This window comes from Pseudomonas sp. PD9R (assembly GCF_019200975.1).
Classification (GTDB): Bacteria; Pseudomonadota; Gammaproteobacteria; order Pseudomonadales; family Pseudomonadaceae; genus Aquipseudomonas.
This window is the reverse complement of sequence record NZ_JAHTMR010000004.1, coordinates 208187-230514: the sequence shown is the minus strand read 5'-3', so window position 1 is coordinate 230514 and position 22328 is coordinate 208187. Positions and strand designations below refer to the sequence as shown.

At 57.0% G+C, this 22328-nt stretch carries 21 protein-coding genes; 12 read left to right on the top strand and 9 right to left on the bottom strand.

Translation table 11 applies throughout. The annotated features are described in order from the left end of the window. Window positions 1–58: 58 nt before the first annotated feature. The 7 genes from KUF73_RS11175 to KUF73_RS11145 all read left to right on the top strand — a co-directional run bounded on the left by KUF73_RS11175 (window position 59) and on the right by KUF73_RS11145 (window position 5951). Window positions 59–997: an NAD(P)-dependent oxidoreductase gene (locus KUF73_RS11175; protein WP_218438100.1), complete on the top strand. Its 939-nt coding sequence runs from the start codon at window positions 59–61 to the stop codon at window positions 995–997. Between the two features lie 245 nt (window positions 998–1242). Continuing rightward, on the top strand, window positions 1243–1602 hold the full coding sequence (locus tag KUF73_RS11170) for an OB-fold domain-containing protein (RefSeq protein ID WP_007980448.1): 360 nt from the start codon (window positions 1243–1245) through the stop codon (window positions 1600–1602). Continuing rightward, window positions 1599–2744, top strand: coding sequence for a thiolase family protein (locus KUF73_RS11165; protein WP_218438099.1), 1146 nt, complete (start codon window positions 1599–1601; stop codon window positions 2742–2744). Before KUF73_RS11170 ends, KUF73_RS11165 begins: the two co-directional genes overlap by 4 nt. A 1-nt stretch (window position 2745) precedes the next feature. Next, a complete protein-coding gene (locus KUF73_RS11160; RefSeq protein ID WP_218438098.1) occupies window positions 2746–3510 on the top strand; it encodes an SDR family NAD(P)-dependent oxidoreductase in 765 nt (254 codons plus the stop codon). Window positions 3511–3520: 10 nt separating this feature from the next. After that, window positions 3521–4327, top strand: a complete 807-nt coding sequence (locus tag KUF73_RS11155) for an enoyl-CoA hydratase/isomerase family protein (RefSeq protein WP_218438097.1) — start codon at window positions 3521–3523, stop codon at window positions 4325–4327. An 18-nt stretch (window positions 4328–4345) separates the two neighbouring features. Continuing rightward, on the top strand, window positions 4346–4756 hold the full coding sequence (locus KUF73_RS11150; RefSeq protein WP_218438096.1) for a PaaI family thioesterase: 411 nt from the start codon (window positions 4346–4348) through the stop codon (window positions 4754–4756). Beyond that, entirely contained in the window at window positions 4746–5951 is a 1206-nt protein-coding gene (locus KUF73_RS11145; protein ID WP_218438095.1) for a CaiB/BaiF CoA-transferase family protein, read from the top strand. The genes KUF73_RS11150 and KUF73_RS11145 overlap by 11 nt, the downstream gene beginning before the upstream one ends. Before the next feature lie 419 nt (window positions 5952–6370). Here KUF73_RS11145 and KUF73_RS11140 read toward each other — a convergent pair whose 3' ends face one another. Together KUF73_RS11140 and KUF73_RS11135 are read right to left on the bottom strand one after the other, a co-directional pair. Beyond that, on the bottom strand, window positions 6371–6874 hold the full coding sequence (locus tag KUF73_RS11140) for a DUF934 domain-containing protein (protein ID WP_218438094.1): 504 nt from the start codon (window positions 6872–6874) through the stop codon (window positions 6371–6373). Further along, window positions 6871–8544, bottom strand: coding sequence for a nitrite/sulfite reductase (locus KUF73_RS11135; RefSeq protein ID WP_218438093.1), 1674 nt, complete (start codon window positions 8542–8544; stop codon window positions 6871–6873). The genes KUF73_RS11140 and KUF73_RS11135 overlap by 4 nt, the downstream gene beginning before the upstream one ends. A 541-nt stretch (window positions 8545–9085) precedes the next feature. Between KUF73_RS11135 and KUF73_RS11130 the strand changes: the two genes are divergently transcribed. Next, window positions 9086–10261 (top strand): MFS transporter, encoded by a 1176-nt coding sequence (locus KUF73_RS11130; RefSeq protein ID WP_371135454.1) that lies wholly within the window; start codon window positions 9086–9088, stop codon window positions 10259–10261. 86 nt (window positions 10262–10347) lie between these two features. Here the strand turns inward: KUF73_RS11130 and KUF73_RS11125 are convergent, their stop codons facing one another. From KUF73_RS11125 to KUF73_RS11115, 3 genes are all read right to left on the bottom strand, one after another. Further along, window positions 10348–11103, bottom strand: a complete 756-nt coding sequence (locus KUF73_RS11125; protein WP_218438092.1) for an SDR family oxidoreductase — start codon at window positions 11101–11103, stop codon at window positions 10348–10350. A 51-nt stretch (window positions 11104–11154) separates the two neighbouring features. Beyond that, entirely contained in the window at window positions 11155–11445 is a 291-nt protein-coding gene (gene catC / locus KUF73_RS11120) for a muconolactone Delta-isomerase (RefSeq protein ID WP_218438091.1), read from the bottom strand. Window positions 11446–11517: 72 nt separating this feature from the next. After that, entirely contained in the window at window positions 11518–11886 is a 369-nt protein-coding gene (locus KUF73_RS11115; RefSeq protein WP_256345565.1) for a helix-turn-helix domain-containing protein, read from the bottom strand. Between the two features lie 107 nt (window positions 11887–11993). Between KUF73_RS11115 and KUF73_RS11110 the strand changes: the two genes are divergently transcribed. Next, window positions 11994–13121, top strand: coding sequence for an alkene reductase (locus KUF73_RS11110; RefSeq protein ID WP_218438089.1), 1128 nt, complete (start codon window positions 11994–11996; stop codon window positions 13119–13121). Between the two features lie 241 nt (window positions 13122–13362). Here the strand turns inward: KUF73_RS11110 and KUF73_RS11105 are convergent, their stop codons facing one another. The 4 genes from KUF73_RS11105 to KUF73_RS11090 all read right to left on the bottom strand — a co-directional run bounded on the left by KUF73_RS11105 (window position 13363) and on the right by KUF73_RS11090 (window position 18708). Further along, on the bottom strand, window positions 13363–14379 hold the full coding sequence (locus tag KUF73_RS11105; RefSeq protein WP_218438088.1) for an XdhC family protein: 1017 nt from the start codon (window positions 14377–14379) through the stop codon (window positions 13363–13365). A gap of 135 nt (window positions 14380–14514) precedes the next feature. Further along, on the bottom strand, window positions 14515–16743 hold the full coding sequence (locus KUF73_RS11100; protein ID WP_218438087.1) for a molybdopterin cofactor-binding domain-containing protein: 2229 nt from the start codon (window positions 16741–16743) through the stop codon (window positions 14515–14517). Then, entirely contained in the window at window positions 16736–17221 is a 486-nt protein-coding gene (locus KUF73_RS11095) for a (2Fe-2S)-binding protein (protein WP_218438086.1), read from the bottom strand. Before KUF73_RS11095 ends, KUF73_RS11100 begins: the two co-directional genes overlap by 8 nt. Window positions 17222–17526: 305 nt before the next feature. After that, window positions 17527–18708 (bottom strand): MFS transporter, encoded by a 1182-nt coding sequence (locus tag KUF73_RS11090; RefSeq protein ID WP_218438085.1) that lies wholly within the window; start codon window positions 18706–18708, stop codon window positions 17527–17529. Window positions 18709–19128: 420 nt separating this feature from the next. On the opposite strand from KUF73_RS11090, the gene KUF73_RS11085 reads away from it, so the two are divergent. The 3 genes from KUF73_RS11085 to KUF73_RS11075 all read left to right on the top strand — a co-directional run bounded on the left by KUF73_RS11085 (window position 19129) and on the right by KUF73_RS11075 (window position 22264). After that, a complete protein-coding gene (locus tag KUF73_RS11085) occupies window positions 19129–20565 on the top strand; it encodes an aldehyde dehydrogenase (RefSeq protein ID WP_218438084.1) in 1437 nt (478 codons plus the stop codon). A gap of 44 nt (window positions 20566–20609) precedes the next feature. Continuing rightward, window positions 20610–20888, top strand: a complete 279-nt coding sequence (locus KUF73_RS11080; protein WP_218438083.1) for a muconolactone Delta-isomerase — start codon at window positions 20610–20612, stop codon at window positions 20886–20888. Between the two features lie 113 nt (window positions 20889–21001). After that, window positions 21002–22264, top strand: coding sequence for a cytochrome c (locus KUF73_RS11075; RefSeq protein WP_218438082.1), 1263 nt, complete (start codon window positions 21002–21004; stop codon window positions 22262–22264). The last annotated feature ends 64 nt before the right edge of the window (window positions 22265–22328 follow it).

Here is a 22328-nt window from a genome sequence, read left to right as displayed (position 1 = left end):
TCGCAAGGTGATCGCCGCACCTAGGATGATGTCTTTCCAATAATAAGGACGACACCCCATGAGCCCACTTCCTGCGCATTCAACCTCTGCATCGAACGAAACCATCGGTTTTATCGGGTTGGGCGCCATGGGTCAGAAAATGGCCCACCACCTGCTCGACAATGGCTATGGCCTAAGTCTCTTCGACCCCAATCCGCAAGTATTAGCTCCCTTGCTCGCACGCGGAGCGCACAACCATGGCAGCCCCCGCGAAGTCGCCGATCACGCACGGATCGTTCTGATCTGCGTGCCGACGCCGGATATTGTCGAGCACGTGGTATTGGGCGACAACGGGGTCATCCACGGTCAAAAGGTGAAAATCCTGGTGGACCACTCGACCACCGGACCGAGTATGGCCAGGCGTATTGAACAGGCTCTGCGCGATCGCGCAATCCAGGCATTGGACGCGCCCTTGGCCGGTGGCGTAACAGGCGCTCTCAATGGCACCCTCTCGGTCATGGTGGGGGGTGACAAGACCGCCTACCAACAGTGCGAGCCGGTGTTCGCCTGTTTCGGCAAAAAAGTCGAGCATATCGGCACTACACCAGGTCTGGGCCAGACGTTGAAGCTGGTCAACAACATGATCGTTGGCGCCACCCTGGTGGCCACCAGCGAAGCACTGCTGTTCGGTGTCAAGTCCGGGCTCGAACCCGGGCAAATGCTGGAAATGCTCAATGCCAGCACCGCGCGCAGCTTCAGCAGCGAACAGATATTGGCCGGTACTGTCATGCAGCGCCAATTCGACTTCGGCTTCCGCCTAGACCTAATGCGCAAGGATGTACGGCTGTTTCTCGCCGAGGCGGAAAACATCGGCACGCCGGCGTTCACCTGCGCCGTGGTCAAACAGTTCTTCGATCAAGCCATGAGCGAAGGCGACCCGGCCCGCGACATGACCCATGTGGTCAAAGTGCTCGAGAAAATGGCCGGGGCAACCATCGAAGGGCATCCCTCGACATAGCCTCACTCCCCTCCTATCTGGAGGCAGGCAAGTTGTCTTCGCTGACTGATTTGTCGGCATAAAGTAACCCGGACGGGCCGGTGAGGCCCGCTTCCATCACTGTCACTCAATGAGCCCTTCTCCCCCTGTTGGTTTGATTTTTTCTCAACTCAACAGCGTTTTTATATCGTTTGTCGCCCATTAAGGCGTGCCCGAACATACCTCCAGGCGTTCGCTATCGAGCGTCAATAAAAACAGGAGGTCACATGAACAGTCCGTCACCTATCTGGGCATCCACCACACCGCCCGGTCTTGCTGCCTCGCGACATCTTGGCACTGACGAAATCTTCTTTCCCGCGGTACCTGCCGATTCGCCCCTGGCTGATCAGTTCCAGGACACCACCCTGAGCGTGGAAGGCCGCGTGTACAGCTTCACCATCATGCACCCCAGCCCCAAGAGCGGGCTCAACCCCTTCGTTCTGGCCTACGTCGACCTGCCCGGTCCGGTCCGCCTGTTCGGTCGCCTCAATGGCAGCAGCGGCCGTCCGTTCATTGGCGAAAAATGCCGTGTGATTGCCGACGAGACTTTTGGCTACGTATTCGAATCCCTGGAGGTACGTCCATGACCCAGATGCATGTAATGGGCGCCGCGATGACGCCATTTGGCCGCCACATTGATGTCATGGCACCGGAGCTTGCCCAGCGAGCGATTCTTGACGCGGTGGCCGACGCCGGCATTGCCTTGGCCGACATCCAGGCGGTTTATTGCGCCAATGTGTTGGGCGGGATGATTCTCGGCCAGGTGATCCTGCGTGACCTGGGCCTCAAGGGCATTCCGGTTTACAACATCGAAAACGCCTGCGCTAGCGGCGCCACGGCGGTCCACCTGGCTCGGCATGCACTGCTGGCCGGGCAATACGAGCGGGTACTGGTGTTTGGCATCGAGCAATTGACCGCGCTGGGCGGCGGTACCATCCCCATGCAGCGCAACGATCGCATGACCGACCTGTACGCAACCGCCGGTATGGTGCTGCCTGCGGTGTACGCCATGCGTGCCACCCGCTTTATCCATGAGCGCGATGCCAAACCAGCCGACCTCGCGGCTATCGCTGTGAAAAACCGCCACCACGGTTCGCTCAATGAGTATGCGCAGCAGCGTACCGAAGTCACCCTGGAACAGGTGCTGAGTTCGCGGATGATCGCCGACCCGCTGACCCTGTTGCAGTGTTGCCCGTCGCAAGTCGATGGTGCTGCCGCGATGGTGCTTGGAACGCAGCCGGGACCACAGGCCAAAGCCGTCAAGGTGCTGGGGTCGATCGTTGTCTCGGGCATGCGTGAAACCGGCGATGACGACATTCTCGATGCCGAAATCACCGCGAGGGCTGCACGCATGGCCTATGAGCAAGCCGGTGTAGCGCCTGCTGACATCGGCGTGGTTGAACTGCATGACGCCTTCACTATCGCCGAATTACTCTATTACGAAGCCCTCGGCCTAGCGGCGCCGGGCGAAGCCGTGTCGCTGTTGCACTCGGGGGCTACGGCGCTTGGCGGCCGCGTACCGGTTAACCCAAGTGGCGGTCTGCTTGCCAAGGGTCATCCGCTGGGCGCTACCGGCGTCGCGCAAATGGTCGAGCTGACCTGGCAATTGCAAGGGCGCGCCGGCAGTCGTCAGGCTGGCACACCGAAGTTGGGCCTGGCGCAATGCACCGGTGGCGGTATTGCTGGCGTCGATCACGCCGCCTCTGCCGTCCACATTCTGGGAGTTTGAGATGAGCACTCGAAATTTCACTGCCACACAGGTCGCCGCGATCACCGGCGCCGCTCGCGGCATCGGCCTGGCTATCGCCGAACGACTGGCGCGCCAAGGCGTATTTGTCTATCTGTTGGACCGCGACGAAGCAACACTCGCCGCAAGCGTTGAGGCCTTGACGGGGCATGGTTTGAAGGTCACTGGCATTGCGCTGGACTTGACCGAAGGTGAGGCTGTCACTGCGGCGTTTGCACGGATCCACGAAGCCCACGGGTCGCTCGACTTTCTGGTCAATAACGCCGGTGTGGTCAGGGACAAGCGTTTCCTGAGCATGACCGAGCAGGACTGGGATCTGGTTGTCGATACCAACCTGCGTGCCCAATTTCTGTGCTGCAAGGCCGCCCTGCCGTTGATGCTGGAAAAAGGCTTCGGCCGTATCGTCAACATGTCCTCCAGGGCCTGGCTCGGCGGTTTCGGCCAGGCCAACTACTCGGCGGCCAAGGGCGGCGTGGTGAGCTTAACCCGCAGCCTGGCCATCGAGTTCGCCGCCAAGGGCATTACTGTCAACGCCATCGCGCCCGGCATTGTCGATACCCCGCTGTTCCAGAGCTTCGCCCCTGAGGTTCAGGCAAAACTCAAGGAAACCGTGCCGGTAAAACGCATTGGCACCCCCGATGACATCGCCAACGCCGTGGAGTTTTTCCTCGACCCAGCCAGTTCCTATGTGACCGGACAAACCTTGTATGTCTGCGGCGGACGCAGTCTGTCGTCGGCCAGTGTCTGAGGTGAGCGCCATGTCAGTTTCAATGCAAATACAGGGGGCGATTGCGCTGATCACACTTGATCGCCCGCAGGCCTTGAATGCCCTGGACCTGGACTCGCTCCTGGCCCTTCGCGAGCACCTGGTGCACGTGCGCGACAACCCCGCGCTGCGTGTCGCCGTCATCACCGGCGCCGGCGAGCGGGCGTTCTGCGTCGGTGCAGACCTTAAAAGTACCCGCTCTTCGTCCGCCTCATATGCCCAGGCGCTGTTCCTGGCCAATGAGCCTGCTGCCGATGCCGGTCTCTACATTCGCTTGATGGACCTCACCGACCTTGACCTGCACAAGCCACTGATTGCCGCGGTCAACGGTCACTGCCTGGGCGGTGGACTGGAGCTGGCATTGCAATGCGACCTGCGAATCTCCAGCAGCAGCGCCTCCTTCGGGCTGCCCGAGGCTGCCGTGGGCTCTATCCCTGCAGTCAGTGGTTTGCACCGGCTGATGCGGGCGATACCGGCGGCCCCTGCCATACAGATGGCGTTGACCGGGCAACGCATCGATGCACATCAGGCACTGAGTGTCGGACTGATCTCCGAACGACTGGACAGTCACGAGGCATTGCTGGCACGCGCCATGGAGCTCGCCGAACGTATTGCACAACAGGCGCCCCTGGCCATACAGGCACTGCAAACCCTGTCACGCAACACAGCGCACCTCAGCGACCGCGATGCCCAGCGTTTGACCGAGTTGTATTGGGGGGTACTGCGCGATACCGAAGATCGTATCGAGGGGCGTCAAGCCTTTGCCGAGAAACGTGTACCGCACTACAAGGGCCGCTAGATGGCCCGAGGAGCGATCATGCAATTGCACAATCCCTTTCTTCAGGGCCTGGGCGTGACGTTGGTCCGCTGGGTGCCGGGAGAGGCTGAATTCCAGCTGCACATCTGCGAGCAACATCTCAACCGTCAGGGCGCCTTGCACGGCGGGATGATCGCCACGTTGATGGACGCGGCTTGCGGCTATGCAGGCCTGCACACTGGCGAAGGCGAAGCAGAGATTCATGGACTCACCGCGATGTTGAACATTGCCTACCTGCAACCGGCATTCGAGGGGAGCGTTAGCGCATTGGGCCGGGTTCGCCGCGCCGGCAGGAGCCTCTACTTCGCCGAAGCCGAGCTGCTGTCCGACACCGGCGTACTTCTGGCCACCGCCCAAGGGACCTTCAAGAAACCCCGGGCGTCGATCCGTGGAGGTAATCATGTTACGTAACGCACTGGACGGCCTCACCGTCCTCGATTTCACCCAGATCGCCGCAGGCCCTACGGCGACCATGCTGCTGGCCGACATGGGCGCCCGGGTGATCAAGGTCGAACCCCGCGAAGGAGAGTTGGGGCGCACCCTAGGGCCCGCCTGGGTGGGCGAAGACAGCGCGCTTTACCACGCTTTCAACCGTGGCAAGCAATGCATCGGCCTGGACCTAAAGCACCCCGACAGCATCGAGGTCATCAAACGGCTGGTACTGCAAGCCGACGTGCTGATCGAAAGCATGCGCCCGGGCGTGATGACCCGGCTGGGCCTGGGTTATGAAACCCTGGCCGCGCTCAAGCCTGACCTGATCTATTGCTCAATCTCGGCCTACGGCCAGGAAGGTCCCTATTCGGACCGGGCGGGTGTCGACGGGATTCTACAAGCGGATTCCGGACTGATGAGCCTGATTGGCACGCCAGGGTCGGCTCCCTGCAAAGTGCAGGCTCCAGTGGTAGACGTAGTCACCGGCTACATGGCCTGCATGGCCGTATTGGCCAAGCTACACGCCCGTCAGCACGATGGGCTGGGCGGCCATCTGGATGTCAGCCTGATGAACTCGGCGCTGGCACTGCAACAGTCGTCCATCACCAGTTATCTGAGCGATGGTAAGTTGCCGACTCGCATCGGCAGCGGCGCACCCTACTCGGCTCCCAACGAAGCCTTCCAGACCGAGGATAGCTGGCTGATGGTTGCGGCCTACAACGGCAACCGCTGGCCGACATTGTGCAAGGTGCTGAACCACGAAGAATGGATTACCGACCCACGCTTCGTCAGCTCCGCGCAACGGGTCATCCACCGCGCCGAAATGTGCGCAGCGCTGACCGACGTGTTCATGAGCAAGCCAACGGCCCATTGGCTGCAGGTGTTGCATGAAGCGGACATTCTCTGCTCGAAGGTGGCCGACTACAGCGATCTGATGAAGCATCCGCAGCTCGCCAGCAATGGCATGCTGGTTGAGCTCAACCATCCTGTACATGGCGCCGTGCGCGTCCCGGGGTTTCCCATCAACAGCGTGCAGGCTGCGCAAACGCCCTATGCGCCAGCCCCGCAAAACGGTGAACATTCTCGCTCGGTACTGCGCGACTTTGCGTTTTCCGAAGCGCAGATCGCCGCGCTGGAGGCATCGCAGGCATTGCACTGTAGCGAACCCCTCTGATCGCCAGTGGCTAAACCCCGAGTCCTTTCTTCGCGATGCGCTGAAAGGCCCCGGGGTTTTTCTTTTCTGCAAAACACTCCGTTATTGAAACGCGCTGCACATGTCGCGGGCTTCTTCACGGTTTACGATGCATCATGGCCGACCGCCACAGTTACTGCTCGGAAAGCTGGGCCTGGATGGCAATGATCGCGGGATCCGCTTGATCACCTCAGTACTCGTCGAGGCAGGATTTCGGGTCACGATGCTGCCACTGTTCCAGAGCCCCCACTGAACTGCTGGCGTCCAAGGACGGCGCCGGGCCGGTCGACCTGATCGGGTTTTCCAGCCTGACGGGCGTGCACAACGAAATACTCTACGACCTGCTCGAATATCTGCCTCAGCGGCGCATCGACGTCCGCGCGAACGGGATACGGCAAGGTTCAGCGACGCCGAAACAACGGCCGCGGCTCAATCACCGAACGCCCATACAGCACGCTCATACCAGCCAGTCCTTTAAGGGCATCTTCAGAGGATTTGTCTTCACGCACAGCAAAGCTGGTGAAACCGCACTGGCGCATGTGGCTGAGCTGATCGCGCAGCACATCGCCGATGGCGCGCAACTCGCCCTCCCAGCCCAGTCTCGTGCGCAGTAGATAGGCCTGGCTGTAGCCCCGTCCGTCTCGAAAGCTGGGAAAATCCAGGGCAATAAGGGGCAAGACATCCAGCCACATTTCAAGGCTTTCCAAGTCGTCATCGGGGCCAAGCCACACGCCATCCACGCTGATTGTATGCAGCGCGCCTCTCTCCTGTCGTTGACGCCAGCGAGCCAGTGGCAGGATCAGAGGGCCGGTCGGGAGTTCGCCCTCGGTGTCGCGGATCAAGGTCCAGTGATCATCCAGAACGTGACGCGCACCGCCTTCGGACAGCATCAGCAAGTTGTTCATGCCAGGGCCTCCACGTGCTTGGGGTACACCCGCTCCTTGAACGGCTCGATACCGATGCGGGAGAAGGTATCTATAAAGTTTTCATCGACTTCGCGATAGTCGACGAAGGTGTCGACGATGCGCTCGATAACATCCGGGATTTGCTCGGCGCTGAACGACGGGCCGATCACTTTGCCCAATGCCGCCGCTTTGCCCTGGGCGCCACCCAGGGTGATCTGGTACCACTCCATGCCGTTTTTATCGACCCCAAGGATGCCTATGTTGCCAATGTGGTGGTGACCGCAGGCATTCATGCAGCCGGAAATGTTCAAACTGAAATCGCCCAGGTCATGCAGGAAGTCCAGGTCACTGAAACGCGCCTGGATCGCAGCGGTAATGTGTAGCGAGCGAGCATTGGCCAGGGCGCAAAAATCGCCACCGGGGCAGGCAATGATGTCAGTCAACAAGCCAGCATTGGCCACACCCAGCCCGTGATCGCAGGCCAACATCCACAGCGCGAGCAAATCGCTTTTGCGCACGTCCGGTAAAATCAGGTTCTGCTCATGAGCGATACGTATCTCACCGAAACCGAAAAGCTCCGACCAGCCGGCTACCGCCTCCATCTGTACTGCCGTCAAGTCGCCAGGCGGAGTATCCGCACCGGGTTTTGTCGACAGTACGACACTCACGTAGCCGGGAACTTTATGAGCTTGGGTATTGCGCGAGACCCAGCGTGCAAAGTTAGGAAAAGCCATCAGCTCACTGCCAAAACTCAGCGTGGTATCACTCAGGGATTGATACGCCGGCGCGACAAAAGCTCCGGCAACGCGCTGGTACTCGACTTCAGTCAGTTGCGCCGGACCATCTTTGATTTGCTGCCATTCCTGTTCGACTTCAGCAGCAAAGGCTTCGATGCCCAGCGACTTGACCAGGATCTTGATTCGGGCCTTGTACTTGTTGTCACGCCGCCCGTGGCGGTTGTAGACCCGCAGCACCGCTTCGACATAAGACAGCAAATGCTCCCAGGGCAGGTCCTCGCGGATCTGCTGCGACAAGATCGGAGTGCGCCCCAATCCACCGCCGACCATCACCCGCAAACGCATATGGCCTGCTTCGTCGGCATACAGGTACAGGCCGATGTCGTGCATCATGATCGCCGCACGATCCTGTTTTGCGGAACAGATCGCAATCTTGAACTTGCGCGGCAGGTACAGAAACTCCGGGTTGATCGTCGACCACTGCCGGAGGATTTCGGCCAAAGGTCGCGGATCCATCAGTTCATCGGCCGCGACGCCGGCAAAGGCTTCGGTGGTGATATTGCGCACACAATTTCCCGAGGTCTGGATCGCATGCATGTCCACTTGTGCCAGGTGCTGCAGAATCTCGGGTACCTGATGCAGCTCGATCCAGTTGTACTGCAGGTTTTGCCGGGTGGTGAAATGCCCGTAGCCGCGATCATAGTCGCGAGCGATTCGCGCCAGGGTCCGCAACTGCCGCGCCGACAGAGTGCCGTAGGGAATTGCGACCCGCAGCATATATGCATGCTTCTGCATATACAGACCGTTCTGCAGACGCAGCGGCAAAAACTCCTCTTCGCTCAACTCGCCCGCCTGATAGCGTTCGACCTGATCGCGAAACTGCTCTACGCGCTCCAGCACTAGTGCGCGGTCGTAGTCGTCGTATTGATACATGCTGGGTCCTCATCAGTATTTGCCCTCTCACACGGGGCAACTTCGATGGGGCCAATATGCGCTTGCGCTGATATTCATTACAGAATCAGGTCATGCATAAAAAACCGGATCAGATCCGGCGGAATCCATCCGGTACTCGTGGCATATCTGATATCGTTTTTTCAAAGTTTGGTGTGTCTGTTTTAACGCGGAGCAACCGCCACATCCCCCTCCAATACTCAAATCGATATGGGATGGCTTTTAATTGCTTATCTGATGCCGTCAATGAACCATGCACTCCGGTAGATACACGAAAATTCGTAGTCCCCGGCCGTCCAGGCGGTGATGAGTTTCCTCGTGTCCTGCGTTGAAAACTGACTGAGTACACAGTAAAGGATGTGCATTTTTACGGACGGCGTCCGCACTTTTTCAGGCTAGCGAGCGGGCCCGTCTTGCGACAAAAATGGGGTATCGAATGCCCGATCACTTTTTATGCCCTTCGAGGATGTCAGTGACAGACCCGCACTCAAAACCAACGGTGGCTGTTTCGGTTTTATTGGCCATCGCACAGATTATGGTCTGGGGTGGTTCATTCTTTTTAATGGCGATGCTGGCAGGGCCGGTGGTCAAGGACACGGGCTGGTCGCAGCAATGGGTGTACGGTTCACTTTCGCTAGGGATTCTGATCTCAGGGCTGCTGGCGCCGATGGTCGGCCGCGGGGTCGCCAGGACCGGTGGTCGACTGATCCTCGCAAGTAGTGGCCTCATCATCGCACTGGGGCTGGTCTTGCTCGCCAGCGCACCCAACCTGCCGTGTTTTGTTCTGGCCTGGGTTGTGATCGGTGTCGGAATGGCTGTCGGACTTTACGACCCTTTGTTTGCCGCTCTGGGACAACTCTATGGAGACAACGCTCGCAGCGCGATCACCCGGATCACACTGATTTCGGGGTTCTGTACCACCATAGTCTGGCCGCTGATTGCCATCCTCATCGAGCGCTTCGGCTGGCGTGAAACCTGTTTGGTGTACAGCACCGGACTTGCGCTGCTGGTACTGCCGATCTACCTGTGTGTGTTTCCAAAACACGTCCCCGCAACACAAACAACAACGGCTCACCCACGCATCGAACAAGCTCAATCGAACGTGGCGCAAGAAAGGATGTTCAAGCTACTGACGGCGGGCTTCATCCTGGCCTCCGTGATCATGACAGCGATTTCGGTACAACTGATCGCCGTGCTGCAAGCGCAAGGCATCTCGCTCGCTGCAGCCCTGGGTATTGCCGCACTGCTCGGACCCAGCCAAGTGGGTGCCCGCGCTATCGATATATTCATCGGCAGGCAAACTCACCCGATCTGGAGCGCGCTAGGCTCTTCGGTTCTCGTCGCGCTTGGTCTGGGGTGCGTGATCATGTCACCCACGATGGCAGCATTGGGCATCGTGCTTTACGGCGCTGGCAGTGGCATTCGTTCCATCGTTCGCGGCACCTTGCCCCTGGCGCTGTTCGGTACACGTATTTACCCGATCATACTGGGCCGAATTGCTCGTCCCACATTGATTGCGCAAGCATTGACACCTTTGGCTGGGGGGTACCTGCAGGAGCGCTACGGCGCAACGGTGACCATGATGGTCCTCGGTGGCCTCGCGCTAATCAATGTCGTTCTCGTGCTCATGTTGTTGATTGAGGTTCGCAAAGCGCCGAAGCCGAACGAAATCAGCGCTGCGAAGACAGCGCCTGATTGACGGGTGACGTGGTCCATGGGGTTGTCAGCTTCGCAACCCCATGAACCTTGATGACCCACTCTTGGAAAGCGCGATCATCATCCCATTTATATGCCTTGGCCTCCGGACACTTCAATCCGCTGAGCGTTAACCCAGCGATTGTCTTCAGACAACAAACTCGCGATCATCGGTCCAATATCGTCCGGTAGCCCGGTGCGGCCTAGTGCGGTCATATCCGCGAACAATTTGTTGACCTCAGAATTGTCGCGGACGGCGCCGCCGCCAAAGTCAGTTTCGATTGCACCCGGCGCCACAGTGTTGACCGCGATACCTCGGCCACCCAGTTCCTTGGCCATGTACACGGAAAGTACCTCGACCGCACCCTTGACGGCTGCATAAGCGGCGTAGCCAGGAAAGGAAACCCGCGTCAACCCGGAGGATAGGTTAATGATACGGCCGCCATTGGCGATCAATGGCAGCAGCGTCTGAGTCAAAAAGAAAACACCCTTGAAATGGACGTTTACCAGCCCGTCGAACTGCTCCTCAGTGGTCTGTTCGATCAGAGCATAATCACCGTGACCGGCGTTATTCACCAAATGATCGAATGTTTCGCGCTGCCAGATCTCGCGTAATGCCTTCTGAAGCTGCCCAGCGAATGGCGCGAAACCAGCAATTTTTCCGGTATCGAGTTGCAAGGCAATCGCCTTGCGCCCCAAGGCGTTGATTTCTGCGACGACAGCCTCAGCGTTTCCACTACGGCTCTGATAAGTAACAATGACGTCACTGCCGTGGCGAGCGATGCTCAGTGCAGTGCTTCGGCCGAGTCCGCGGCTTGCACCGGTAACGATAGCAATCTTGGTCATGATGGATCCTCATCGTGCATTGATTAGCATGCAAAACGGAACAACGTCGGCCTAGCGATTATCCTCATGAATGGAAGCTGGATGCTGGCACATCGCATCTACCTCAATTGCCATGTAGGGATGTAGCGGTAATTGCATCAACAGGTCGTGCAATTCCTGAACGCTGTCGACGTCAAAGACGCTGTAATTGGCGTAGTGCCCGGCGATGCGCCATAGGTGGCGCCACTTCCCTTGCTGCTGCAGGCGCTGCGCCAAGGCCATCTCATCGGCCTTGAGCTGGGCGGCGAGTTCTGGGTTCATGTCGAATGGCAAATTCACGGTCATTTTCACATGGAACAGCATGATGCTCTCCTCAGGTTTGATGAACGGTAGGGGGTGGCTGCTTTCTCCCTTTAGAACGCTGTTTGACTCACACTACCGCTGCCCCTCAAGCGAACGCACGACCGCGTCGCACGGTAGCAGTCGATGGGTATCACCCAGTTCTTGCGCATGTTGCTGGCCCCAATCCTGGAGCGACGCAATCAGCGGTTGAAGGGTCAATCCCAATGGCGTCAACGTGTAATCGACGCGTTGCGGCTCTTCAGGGGAGGTTTTTCGCCAGACAATGCCGTGTTCTTCGAGCGCCTTGAGCTGCTGGATCAGGACTTTCTGCGAGATGCCGGTAATTTGCGCCTCTATCTCGCATGTTCGCTTGGGCCCTTCCAGCAAGACATGAATGATGACTGCTTTCCAGCGTCCTGAAATGATGCCCAGGGTTCGCTCGATGGGTAGACGGGGAAGCATTTTTGTAAGGGTCATAGAGTGATTGAACTTGCATACCAAAGGGTGTGTAGATGGGAGAATACGCTCTGACTAATCTGGTTCTCCAGTCCACTTTGGAGATAATTCAGATGTCCTCTCTGTTCAAGGCCTATGCATTTGGTAACCGCACCCTGCAAAACCGCGTTGTCATGGCCCCGATGACCAGATCGCGCACGTCCACCGGGGACATCCCCAACGCACTGATGGCGGCCTACTATGCGCAACGAGTGAGTGCTGGCCTGATCATTACGGAAGCAACCGATGTCTCGGCGTTCAGCAAGGGCTACGCTTGCACTCCTGGCATTTACACCGCCGAGCAGACTCAAGGTTGGCGCCTGGTAACCGACCGGGTCCATCGCCACGGCGGTACGATTTTTCTGCAAATCTGGCATGTCGGCAGAATGGCCCACCACACAATGCTACCGAACGGAGAGGCACCACGTGGTGCGACCGATGAGCGGGCAGCGGAATCCGAGGTATTCATCTACGACGGCAATGGCAAGGCGGTTTTCGTTCCCGCGGACACCCCGCGCAAGATCGAGACCGAGGAAGTCGCGGGACTGCTCGAGGAGTTCACCCACGCTTTCAGAAACGCAAAGGCTGCCGGGTTTGACGGTGTGGAAATTCACGGCGCCAATGGTTATCTCTTCGATCAGTTCATGAACTCGACCCTTAATACGCGCACCGATCAATTCGGTGGGCAAACACCTCAAACGCGCACGCGCCTGCTGCTGGATGTGGTCGACATGGCGATTCGGGAACTGGGGGCCGATAAGGTCGGCGTTCGCGTCTCCCCCTTCGGAAAGTTCAATAGCATGCCCTCTGATCCATTCGCAGAAGAAACGTTGCTGTACCTGTGCGGCGAGTTGAATCGACGTGAAATTGCCTATCTACATGTCGTCTACCAACCGTTACCGGCGGGCAACACGGTGGACAGCGAGTTCAACGAAAATAATCTCAGTGACGACTTGGTGCGCGAGGTCCGTAAAGCCTTTCAGGGAACATTGATCTGGTGTGGAGGATTTGACCAACAAGCGGCTCAGGCGGCAATGGATGACGGTTGGGCAGACCTGATAGCTTTCGGCAGACCTTTCATTGCCAATCCTGACTTGGTGGATCGTTTGAGAAACAATTGGCCGCTTGCTGAAGCTCCTCATTCCACCTTCTATACACGCGACGGTGAGAAGGGCTATACCGACTTTCCATATTTCGAATAAGTCGTTACGCGTTCGCCACATCACACCTCGCGTGACTAACCGAGCAATCTCTCAGCCAATGAACGTCGCTGCAAGACAATGAAGACCAAAAGCGGTTTCACACATTCTGGGTTCAGGGTGAACAAACACTGAATATTTTCAATGCTGGGATTTTTTGGGATTGGCTGCGAAGTCGGTAGTAGAAAGTAAGGCTCATAGAGCTGTTGGGGCCGCATCAGTGATCCCAGCAGCCACTTACCGACTATCCATTGGCATGATGGATGTGCATTAACAGACGCGGCTCAACAAAAGACTTTTTCTGCACTGCCTGAACTCCATTCTTGATCGAGACGATTTCGGCCATCAGCGACAAGGCTATTTCCGGCGGAGTATGACTACCAATATGTAAACCAACAGGCCCATGCAATCGAGCAATTTCGTCCTCCGTTAACCCAAGCAACAGGAGGTTTTCTCGACGTTTGAGTGTGTTAACTCGAGAGCCAAGCGCGCCGATATAGAAAGCATCGGACTTCAGTGCGGTCAATAGTGCCATGTCATCCAACCTTGGATCATGGGTGAGCGCGACGATGGCAGTATGCGCATCAGGGACGATAGCTTGTACGGCATCGTCGGGCATTCCTGGAACAAAGCGGGCTCCTTCGTCCTCCCAGCCATAGGTGAACTCTTCTCGCGGATCGCAGATAAGGACGTCGAAATCCAGCATTCGAGCCATAGACGCCACGTAGCGGGACAGTTGTCCAGCGCCAACCAACAGCAGACGCCAGCGCGGCCCATGAACAGTCTTCAGTCGTTTTCCGTCGAACTCAAGGAGATCATCGCGCGTCGCAGCACCCAGTTTCGACTGACCTGTGCTTAGCGACAGTTCACGACTCACAATTTCGTGGTTTTCGCAGCACGCCAACAGTTCTTCGACCCAGGACGGATCAGTTATCCGTTCTTCGGTTAACCGTAACGTGCCTCCGCAGGGCAGTCCAAAACGGGCCGCTTCTTCCCTGCTCAATCCGTAGGTGATCAGTTGTACGGGAACATTGAGCACTTCATGATCCCGTTCTGACTGACGACGCGCGATCAAATCATCTTCAATGCACCCTCCCGACACTGACCCGATCACCATGCCATCTTCGCGCAAGGCTAACATCGCGCCTGGTGGGCGGGGTGCACTTCCCCATGTCTGGATGACCGTATAGAGCCAGACAAGATGTCCGTCGCGCCGCCATTGCAGGACGTTTTTCAAGACGTTGAGATCGACGCTGTCCATGGGCCTCCGGACATACTTGAAGGATAGAGACTTAATTCAGGGTGGGAATGTGGCTGAAAGCCCGCGCTGAGCACCCAGAAAAAACACTCGCTGCTGCATCACAGCAGCGGGTAGTTTTGCCGCTGTTGCGGGCAGTCAAACACTGGTGCTTGCGGTATGCCCCAACGCGGCCAACACTTTGGCCTCGGTGAAAGGTATTGACCGCAGACGCACTCCCGTGGCGTCGAATACCGCGTTACCGACTGCCGCACACACCACGGCCGCGGCAATTTCACCTACGCCCAGCGGAGGTTCCGTGGGACGATCGATCAACTCAATTTCGATCTCCGGAACTTCCGGGAATGTGAGGATCGGATAGGACGCCCAGTCGCGGCTGGTCACGGTCGACTGATCGAACTTGAGTTCCTCTCGCAAGGTCCGGCTGAGGGTTTGCACGATGCAGCCCTCGATCTGGTTGCGGGTCCCGTCGGGATTGATCACCAGCCCACAGTCATGAGTGACGTAGAACTTGCGCGCAAGGATCTTGCCGGTTTTTCGGTTTACTTCAACGTCCGCCACCATGGCCACGTAGGTTTTCGACAAGTCGTATTTGACGTAAGCCAATCCCCTCCCCCTTACCGTCTCGTCGGTACCGGCCGGGCGAGGATAAGCCCCTGCCTGCCACTTCGATATCGTTGCCAAACGTTGCAACACCTCGGCACCACGCAAGTCGGTGGGATCGATGCTTTTGAGACGGATCGTCATCGGATCAATTCCTTCAACTGCTGCAATTTCGTCGAGAAAACTTTCGTTGGCAAAAGTGTTCTGCATCCGTCCCGGGGAGCGAATCCATGCAGGACGAAACGGCGTATTGGCCAAGCGGTGACCTTGAGTGAGGATATTGGCGAACCGGTAAGGAATGCCTGAGTTTCCCATCACGCCGCCCGGTGAGATGAAGTCTTCATGGGGCATGCCGCTCAGGTCGGCAGCGATTAGCGCCACCGTACCCGGTTTGCCGTCCGGCACGAAGAAGTCGCTTTGCCACGTGGTCAAATGGTTGTCAGCGTCGAAACCGGCCTGCATATCGATGAGCGTCGGAGGCCCCTTCGGGTCCCACCCATGTTCATCGGCACGCATCCACTGCACGCGCACCGGCTTGTTCATGATCTTCGCCAACAAAGCTGCATCTGCCGCGGCGTCCTCATGACCGTTGCGGCCATAACAACCGGCACCCTCCAGGTAAATTGCACGTACGTTTTTTGGATCAAGCTTGAACATCACCGCCAACTGCCGACGCAAGGCGTGGGTGCCCTGGGATGCAGTCCAGCAGGTCAGATCACCGTCCTTGAACTGAGCGATGGCACACGATGGGCCGATGGAGCCATGGGTATGAATGGCGAAGTCGTAGGTGGATTTCAACGTTCGATGTGCGCTGCCCAATGCCGCACCGGTATCGCCCAACTTGCTGGAGACTTCGGTATTCGTCACGGGTGTAGCACGCACATGCTCCCAAAGCTTTTCCTGCTCAGGCAGTCCCGTCCAGTTCGTCCACGAAGCGCTGAGGGTTCTCATCGCCTGGATCGCTGACCATTCCGTCTTGCCCACCACTGCCAGGAAGTTTCCTTCGCGTACGACTTTCAATAGACCAGGAATGTCCTTGACCGACGCCTCATCAACGCTGACTAGCATTGCCCCCATCGCTGGTGGCCGAATGACCCGGGCATGGAGCATCTCCGGTACCTTGAAATCCTGCATGTAGGTAAAGTCACCGGTGACTTTTGGTGGAATATCACGACGCGCCGCGGATTTACCGATGCTCCGGTATTGCGTGGCATCTTTGAGCACCACGTTCGTCGCGATGGGCAGGTTCAACTGATCCCCGCCAACCAGTTCGCCATAGCTGAGGCCAGGTGCCCCAGGTGCGGTGGAGATCACGCCGTTAGTGACTTGCAAGCGATCAATTCCGACCTTTAAGCGCACCGCAGCTTTAGCTATCAATGCCTGACGGGCAGTCGCCGCAGCCTGGCGAATCTGCAACCCGCCATTGGTGATCGACATGCTGCCGTATGTGGTGCCTTGATCAGGGGTCAATGCTGTATCACCCTGGACGATCGTGATCCGTTCAATCGCTACATCGAGTTCTTCGGCGGCCATTTGCGCCAGCGCGGTCTCAACCCCGGTACCCAGGTCAACTTTGCCGGAGAACACCGTGACCTGACCGGTTTTATCGATGGCTAGAAAAGCGTCGACTTGATCGATGTCGACACTTTTCTCCTGAGTACCTGTTTGAGCAAGCAACTGAGCGGCTTGAGGTAGCAGGCTGAAGCCGACCACAACCGCCCCACCCTTGAGAAACCCTCGTCGACTGCTTGAGATGTCAAACATGTTGGCCTCCCTGCATCGATTCGGAGGCGCGTTTTACCGCGCGCAAGATCCGCACATGAGTGCCGCACTTGCATAAGTTATTGGCCAGTTCCTGGCGGATTTGCTCGTCGCTCGGTGTCGGGTTGCGATGCAGCAACGCCGCCGACTGCATGATCATGCCGTTGATGCAGTAGCCGCACTGCACTGCTTGTTCATCGATGAACGCTTGTTGCAGAGGATGCAAGGTGTTGCCTTCGGCCAAACCTTCAAGCGTGGTGACGCTGGAACCTACGACGGCGGACACGGGCATCAGACAAGACCGCAACGCCTCACCATTGAGCAATACCGTGCAAGCACCACACTGGCCCAAGCCACAGCCGAACTTGGGGCCATGAAATCCAAGCTCATCGCGAAGAGCATATAAGAGTGGCATATTTGGATCATCAACTTCGACTGTAACTGTTTTTTGATTCACAACCAGCGATAGTGACTGACTCATGGTGCTCGCCTCTCTGCAAGAAAATGCCTGGTGACGTGCGCTCAATATACGCCTCACCCACCCAGCTGTTCACAACTTGTGTTTCAGCTGAAACCGATTAAGTTGCGATGATTTGTTCATTTGACCTCCTGTTGTATCCGCCAGCAGCAGATCGTTTCAGGAATGGTCGTACATCAAGCGTGACCGCTCAAACGATATGAAGAAAGGAGTCAGTTGACAAAATATCAACTCAATACTGAGACAGGCGGATAAAAAAATGCAGAAGTTGCCTCGCGCCTTTTTTTGTGGGAATGAACATCACTCGATCAAGCGACCCTCGCAGACTTTGCCAAGCCGCCCAGCGCCAGTAGAGCACTGCTGGCAATAAAACAGGCCAAGGCAGTCACTCCCATTTCCAAACCGAAAAATTCAATGAGATAACCCGTGGCCACAGGAATGATGCCGGCTGGTATGTAACCGCCGATATTGAATATCGCATTTGCTTCAGCTCGGCGATTGGCCGACACATTATCGGCAATCAGCGTCAACCCGCCTAATTGCCCCAGACCTTGACCCGCACCGGCAAACAAAGCGCCTACCAGAAGCCACGTCGCAGAGCCAAAGTGCAGCGCAACCCACAGACTCAGCATGCTTAAAATCGTCGAGAGCCCGCTGAGCAAAAACATTTTTTTAACGCTGAATGGCTTCATCGCAAATTGCACGAGCACCGCGGTAAGAAACATGAAAAACGCCATCACACCACTCAGAAGGGGTTGATTGGTATGTAAAAATGTCGCGAGCATCTTCGGTCCCAACGAAAGCACAAAAGACGTAGCTGTGATCCCGGGCCCGAAAAAGGTCACTCCCAGCAAGACAATGCCGATGCTCTGCTTTGGTATAGAGGGAAGCTTGGGACGGAACGTTCCGGTATCCAACTTCCGATGGGGTTGGCGAAGAACGGCGACCAGCGCGAGCAACAACAGCAGGATTTCAGTGCTGAAGACCAGGCGAATCGGATCCGCGTAGTAGTGGGCTATTACCCCCGCTAACAAAGGTCCCGAGCCCGCCCCCGCGACCATGGCAACAGAGGCCATTAACGACGCGAAATGCTTACGATGGGACGAGGTCTGTTCAACTACATTGGCCATACCCGCAGAGACGACGATACCCACTGATACGCCTGTCAGGAAGCGCGCAAGCATCAGGACGAAGACGCTTTGAGCCGCCTCAAATAACACTGCGGCTGCGATGGCTATCACAATGCATGGCAGCAACATTGCTTTGCGCCCATAGTGATCCGAAAGTTGCCCAGCGACAATTAACGTCATTAATAACCCGAGAATGTAACATCCGAAAATAACAGTCAGTATTCCCGAAGCAAATCCTAATTCATCCTGCCATATTCCATATAACGGTGTTGCAGCATTGGACAGTATAAATATTGCCGTGATTACCCAGGCGGCCCGCATGACGCCCAGGGTGTTGTCAGCTTTCACTTCGATATTCATCGTTAACACTCCGCATAAATTCCCGTAGTGGAGACAGCATAAACAGTGCGCTTTGACCTACATATGCCCACGGGCGCGGAGCTAATGTGCAAATTTTCACAAGCGTTGAGCGTTGATAATGAACCTCAGCGAGGCCAAGCCAGTGGATCTGCTAAATAATTTTCCAAAGAGAAACCCCGGCAATAATGTCGCGGTTGTGGTTTCAGATGCTTTTCCAGGCTCTTGTCGTTCCGTTATGCCACTGACGATTGGTTTTTTCTCAATCTTCCAACGCCATAAAATCAGTTGAACAACCCTCTGCTTGCTTCTGTAATGAAATTCACCCTGCCTGCATCGTCTGCCGCGTAACGACGTTAAAGGCTGACCCACACTGCTCGCTTGTCGCCTCGAATTGCGACATTCCCTTCAGAGAAAATGACCATGTTTGAAAAAGTGAAGAGTTATGTCCACGGGAGATATGCGGAGCCGGTGGAAGGCGCGTATGTAGAAAAAATCGACCCGCGCAGCGCGCTCAAACTCAGTGAAGTCGCGAACAGTAGCGCACGCGATGTCGAGCTCGCTATCGAATCGGCATCCAGCGCTTTGCAGGCGTGGCGCGATATGCGCCCAGCTGACCGTGGTCGCCTGCTCAACGACCTGGCTCGCATCATTCGGCGCAGTGAAAGCACCTTGGGTGCGCTGGAGAGTGCAGACACTGGCAAGCCGCGCGGTGAGATGTCAACGCTAATGGATCTCACCGCCCAATACTTCGAATTCTATGGCGGTATCGTGAATGTGATGGATGGCGAAGTGATCAACCAAGGCCCGAATTACCATGTTTACACTCGGCGCGATCCATTCGGCGTTATCGGCGTAATTTTGCCGTGGAATGCCCCACTCCACCAAGCTGCACGAGCAATCGCGCCAGCGTTGGCCACCGGCAATGTGGTCGTTGCGAAACCTTCCGAGCACACCTCCGCATCATTGGTAGAGCTGGCACGCATTGCCGTGGAAGAAGCAGGAATACCCCCTGGCGTTTTCAACGTCATCGTTGGCAAGGGCAGTGTCATAGGGCCGGTCATGGCCCGTCATCCTGATATTCGCAAGATCTCCTTCACCGGTGGGTTGCGAGCAGGTCAGGAACTGGGGCATATCGCCGCCGAGCGCGTTCTCCCACTGACCCTGGAATTGGGCGGCAAGTCAGCCAATATTGTTTTTGACGATGCTGACCTCGATGCTGCGGCAAAGGGTTCGACCACTGCCTTCACATGGAACAGTGGTCAATGGTGCGCGGCCGGCACGCGCCTGCTGGTTCAAGAAAATATCTACGATCACTTTGTGGAAAAACTGGTCGCCGAAGTCGCAGCATTGCGCGTCGGCCCCGAAGATGACGCCACTTCAGGCCCCATCACAACCCAGGCGCAATTCGAAAAAATCAAAAGCTATTTCGCCATCGCCGAGCAAGAAGGTATGACGCTGGCGATCGGCGGCAAGGTGCTATCCCGGCCGGGACTGGATGAGGGTTGGTACATCGAGCCTACGGTGTACACCCACGTCACTAACGATATGACGCTGGCTCGCGAGGAGATCTTCGGACCGATCGTCTGTGTCATACCGTTCAAGGATGAAGCCGACGCCTTGCGCATTGCCAATGACAGTGAGTTTGGATTGGGGGCCGGGATCTGGAGTCGGGACATCGGCCGCGTCCATCGCGTTGCAGGCAGGCTGGAAGCGGGGCGAATCGTGGTCAACGAGTACAGCGGCGGCTTCGTACAGACGCCCTGTGGTGGCTTCAAACAAAGCGGATATGGGCGTGAACAGGGTGTTGATGCCCTGTCTCATTACACTCAATTGAAATCAGTGATTATCCGTTTGTAAGAACGGAGGTCGCTTATTCGCCCTCAGACAGACAGGAGACTCCCATGCTGTTTCACGTACACATCCAGATCAACATTGCGCATGACGCGGACCAGGAAAAAATTCGAAACCTCAGCGCCCTGGAGGTCAAGCAGGCGCAAGAACTTCAGCATCAAGGGAAGTGGCTACATTTATGGCGGGTCGCTGGAAAATGGGCAAACGTCAGTGTTTTCGATGTCGACAGTATCGACGAGCTTCACGCAATCCTGAGCGCTCTGCCGCTGTTCCCCTTCATGGCGCTCGACATAACACCGTTGTGCAAACACCCTGCGGCCATAGGATGAGGCAAAACCTCATTGGGAATTTTTGCAGAGGTGATAAGCAGCCGTGCCGAATTTCCAAGCAAAGTGCACCTCTGCAAGATAGACCTTATCAACGCCAGATAAGGAACCTGATCATGAAAAAGAACCTGATTCCAGCCCTTTGCCTTGTCTGGCTGAGCGCAATACTTGCGCCTGCTTTCGCAGCCACCGACAGTACGCTCGCCAGTACCGGCGAATACCTGGCGAGAGCCGGAGATTGCGCCGCCTGCCACACTGTCCCCGGTGGCAAGCCATTTGCCGGCGGGCTGAAAATGGTGACGCCCATGGGCGCCATTTACTCCACCAACATTACCCCTGATCGTGAATCCGGCATTGGAAGCTACAGCGAGGCCGAATTCATACGAGCGGTTCGCGCAGGCGTAGCCCAAGACGGCCATCGCCTTTATCCGGCCATGCCATTTCCTTCCTATGCGAAAATCAGCGACGACGACATGCATACGCTCTATACCTGGTTCATGCAGGAAGTCCCCCCCGTCGCCCAGGCCAATACAGCGTCGGACATTCCCTGGCCGCTTAGCATTCGCTGGCCATTGATGTTCTGGAGTTGGACGTTTCTAGAGGATGAACGCTACACCGCGGTCCCACAGCAGTCTTCAGAATGGAACCGTGGCGCTTATCTGGTCCAATCCCTAGGGCATTGCGGTGCCTGTCACACACCGAGAGGCATCGGTTTTCAGGAGCTGGGCCTCGATCAAAACAGCCCTCGCTACCTGAGTGGTGCGCAGGTCGACCATTGGTTCGCTTCCAATCTGACCGGCAACCACAACACGGGCTTAGGTCGCTGGGACATCAAGGACATTGAAAACTTCCTGCGCAGTGGCGCTAATCGGCACGCGACCTCATTTGGCTCAATGACCGAGGTGGTCAATAACAGCAGCCAACACCTGACTGAACAGGATTTGCGAGCCGTCGCGGTGTACCTGAAATCCCTGCCCGGAGCCCGTGACGATGATGGAGTACACTTTGAACCGGGGGCGGGCCTGGCAACCAGCCTCAGTGGCAATCGTGGCCGCCTGCTCTACGCCAACCATTGTCTTCAATGTCACGGTAGCAACGGCCAAGGTCGAGCGCCTTGGCTGGCACCGTTAGCAGGGAACCCCAATGTGCTGGAGCCGGATCCATCATCGTTGATCAACGTCACCCTTAATGGCACCCCCTTCATCGTACTCCATGGCATCCCCTCCCCCTTCCCCATGCCCGGTTTCCACGCCGCGCTGAACAATCAAGACGTGGCCGACCTGGTGACTTATCTGCGCACCGCGTGGCACAAGGAGGGTTCGAGCGTTACGGCTGAACAGGTGAAAAAAATCAGGGACGTGACGCAAGGGGTACATTGATCGCGATCCAGCCTACTGCGGCTCACGCGAGCAAGACGCGCGACTGCCTCTAGCGAGTGATTTG

Excerpts from the sequence above, each read along its gene's own strand:
- KUF73_RS11175 (WP_218438100.1), top strand. The coding sequence starts at position 59 with ATGAGCCCACTTCCTGCGCATTCAACCTCTGCATCGAACGAAACCATC.
- KUF73_RS11170 (WP_007980448.1), top strand. The coding sequence starts at position 1,243 with ATGAACAGTCCGTCACCTATCTGGGCATCCACCACACCGCCCGGTCTT.
- KUF73_RS11165 (WP_218438099.1), top strand. The coding sequence starts at position 1,599 with ATGACCCAGATGCATGTAATGGGCGCCGCGATGACGCCATTTGGCCGC.
- KUF73_RS11160 (WP_218438098.1), top strand. The coding sequence starts at position 2,746 with ATGAGCACTCGAAATTTCACTGCCACACAGGTCGCCGCGATCACCGGC.
- KUF73_RS11155 (WP_218438097.1), top strand. The coding sequence starts at position 3,521 with ATGTCAGTTTCAATGCAAATACAGGGGGCGATTGCGCTGATCACACTT.
- KUF73_RS11150 (WP_218438096.1), top strand. The coding sequence starts at position 4,346 with ATGCAATTGCACAATCCCTTTCTTCAGGGCCTGGGCGTGACGTTGGTC.
- KUF73_RS11145 (WP_218438095.1), top strand. The coding sequence starts at position 4,746 with ATGTTACGTAACGCACTGGACGGCCTCACCGTCCTCGATTTCACCCAG.
- KUF73_RS11140 (WP_218438094.1), bottom strand. The coding sequence starts at position 6,874 with ATGAACAACTTGCTGATGCTGTCCGAAGGCGGTGCGCGTCACGTTCTG.
- KUF73_RS11135 (WP_218438093.1), bottom strand. The coding sequence starts at position 8,544 with ATGTATCAATACGACGACTACGACCGCGCACTAGTGCTGGAGCGCGTA.
- KUF73_RS11125 (WP_218438092.1), bottom strand. The coding sequence starts at position 11,103 with ATGACCAAGATTGCTATCGTTACCGGTGCAAGCCGCGGACTCGGCCGA.
- catC (WP_218438091.1), bottom strand. The coding sequence starts at position 11,445 with ATGCTGTTCCATGTGAAAATGACCGTGAATTTGCCATTCGACATGAAC.
- KUF73_RS11115 (WP_256345565.1), bottom strand. The coding sequence starts at position 11,886 with ATGCTTCCCCGTCTACCCATCGAGCGAACCCTGGGCATCATTTCAGGA.
- KUF73_RS11110 (WP_218438089.1), top strand. The coding sequence starts at position 11,994 with ATGTCCTCTCTGTTCAAGGCCTATGCATTTGGTAACCGCACCCTGCAA.
- KUF73_RS11105 (WP_218438088.1), bottom strand. The coding sequence starts at position 14,379 with ATGGACAGCGTCGATCTCAACGTCTTGAAAAACGTCCTGCAATGGCGG.
- KUF73_RS11100 (WP_218438087.1), bottom strand. The coding sequence starts at position 16,743 with ATGTTTGACATCTCAAGCAGTCGACGAGGGTTTCTCAAGGGTGGGGCG.
- KUF73_RS11095 (WP_218438086.1), bottom strand. The coding sequence starts at position 17,221 with ATGAGTCAGTCACTATCGCTGGTTGTGAATCAAAAAACAGTTACAGTC.
- KUF73_RS11090 (WP_218438085.1), bottom strand. The coding sequence starts at position 18,708 with ATGAATATCGAAGTGAAAGCTGACAACACCCTGGGCGTCATGCGGGCC.
- KUF73_RS11085 (WP_218438084.1), top strand. The coding sequence starts at position 19,129 with ATGTTTGAAAAAGTGAAGAGTTATGTCCACGGGAGATATGCGGAGCCG.
- KUF73_RS11080 (WP_218438083.1), top strand. The coding sequence starts at position 20,610 with ATGCTGTTTCACGTACACATCCAGATCAACATTGCGCATGACGCGGAC.
- KUF73_RS11075 (WP_218438082.1), top strand. The coding sequence starts at position 21,002 with ATGAAAAAGAACCTGATTCCAGCCCTTTGCCTTGTCTGGCTGAGCGCA.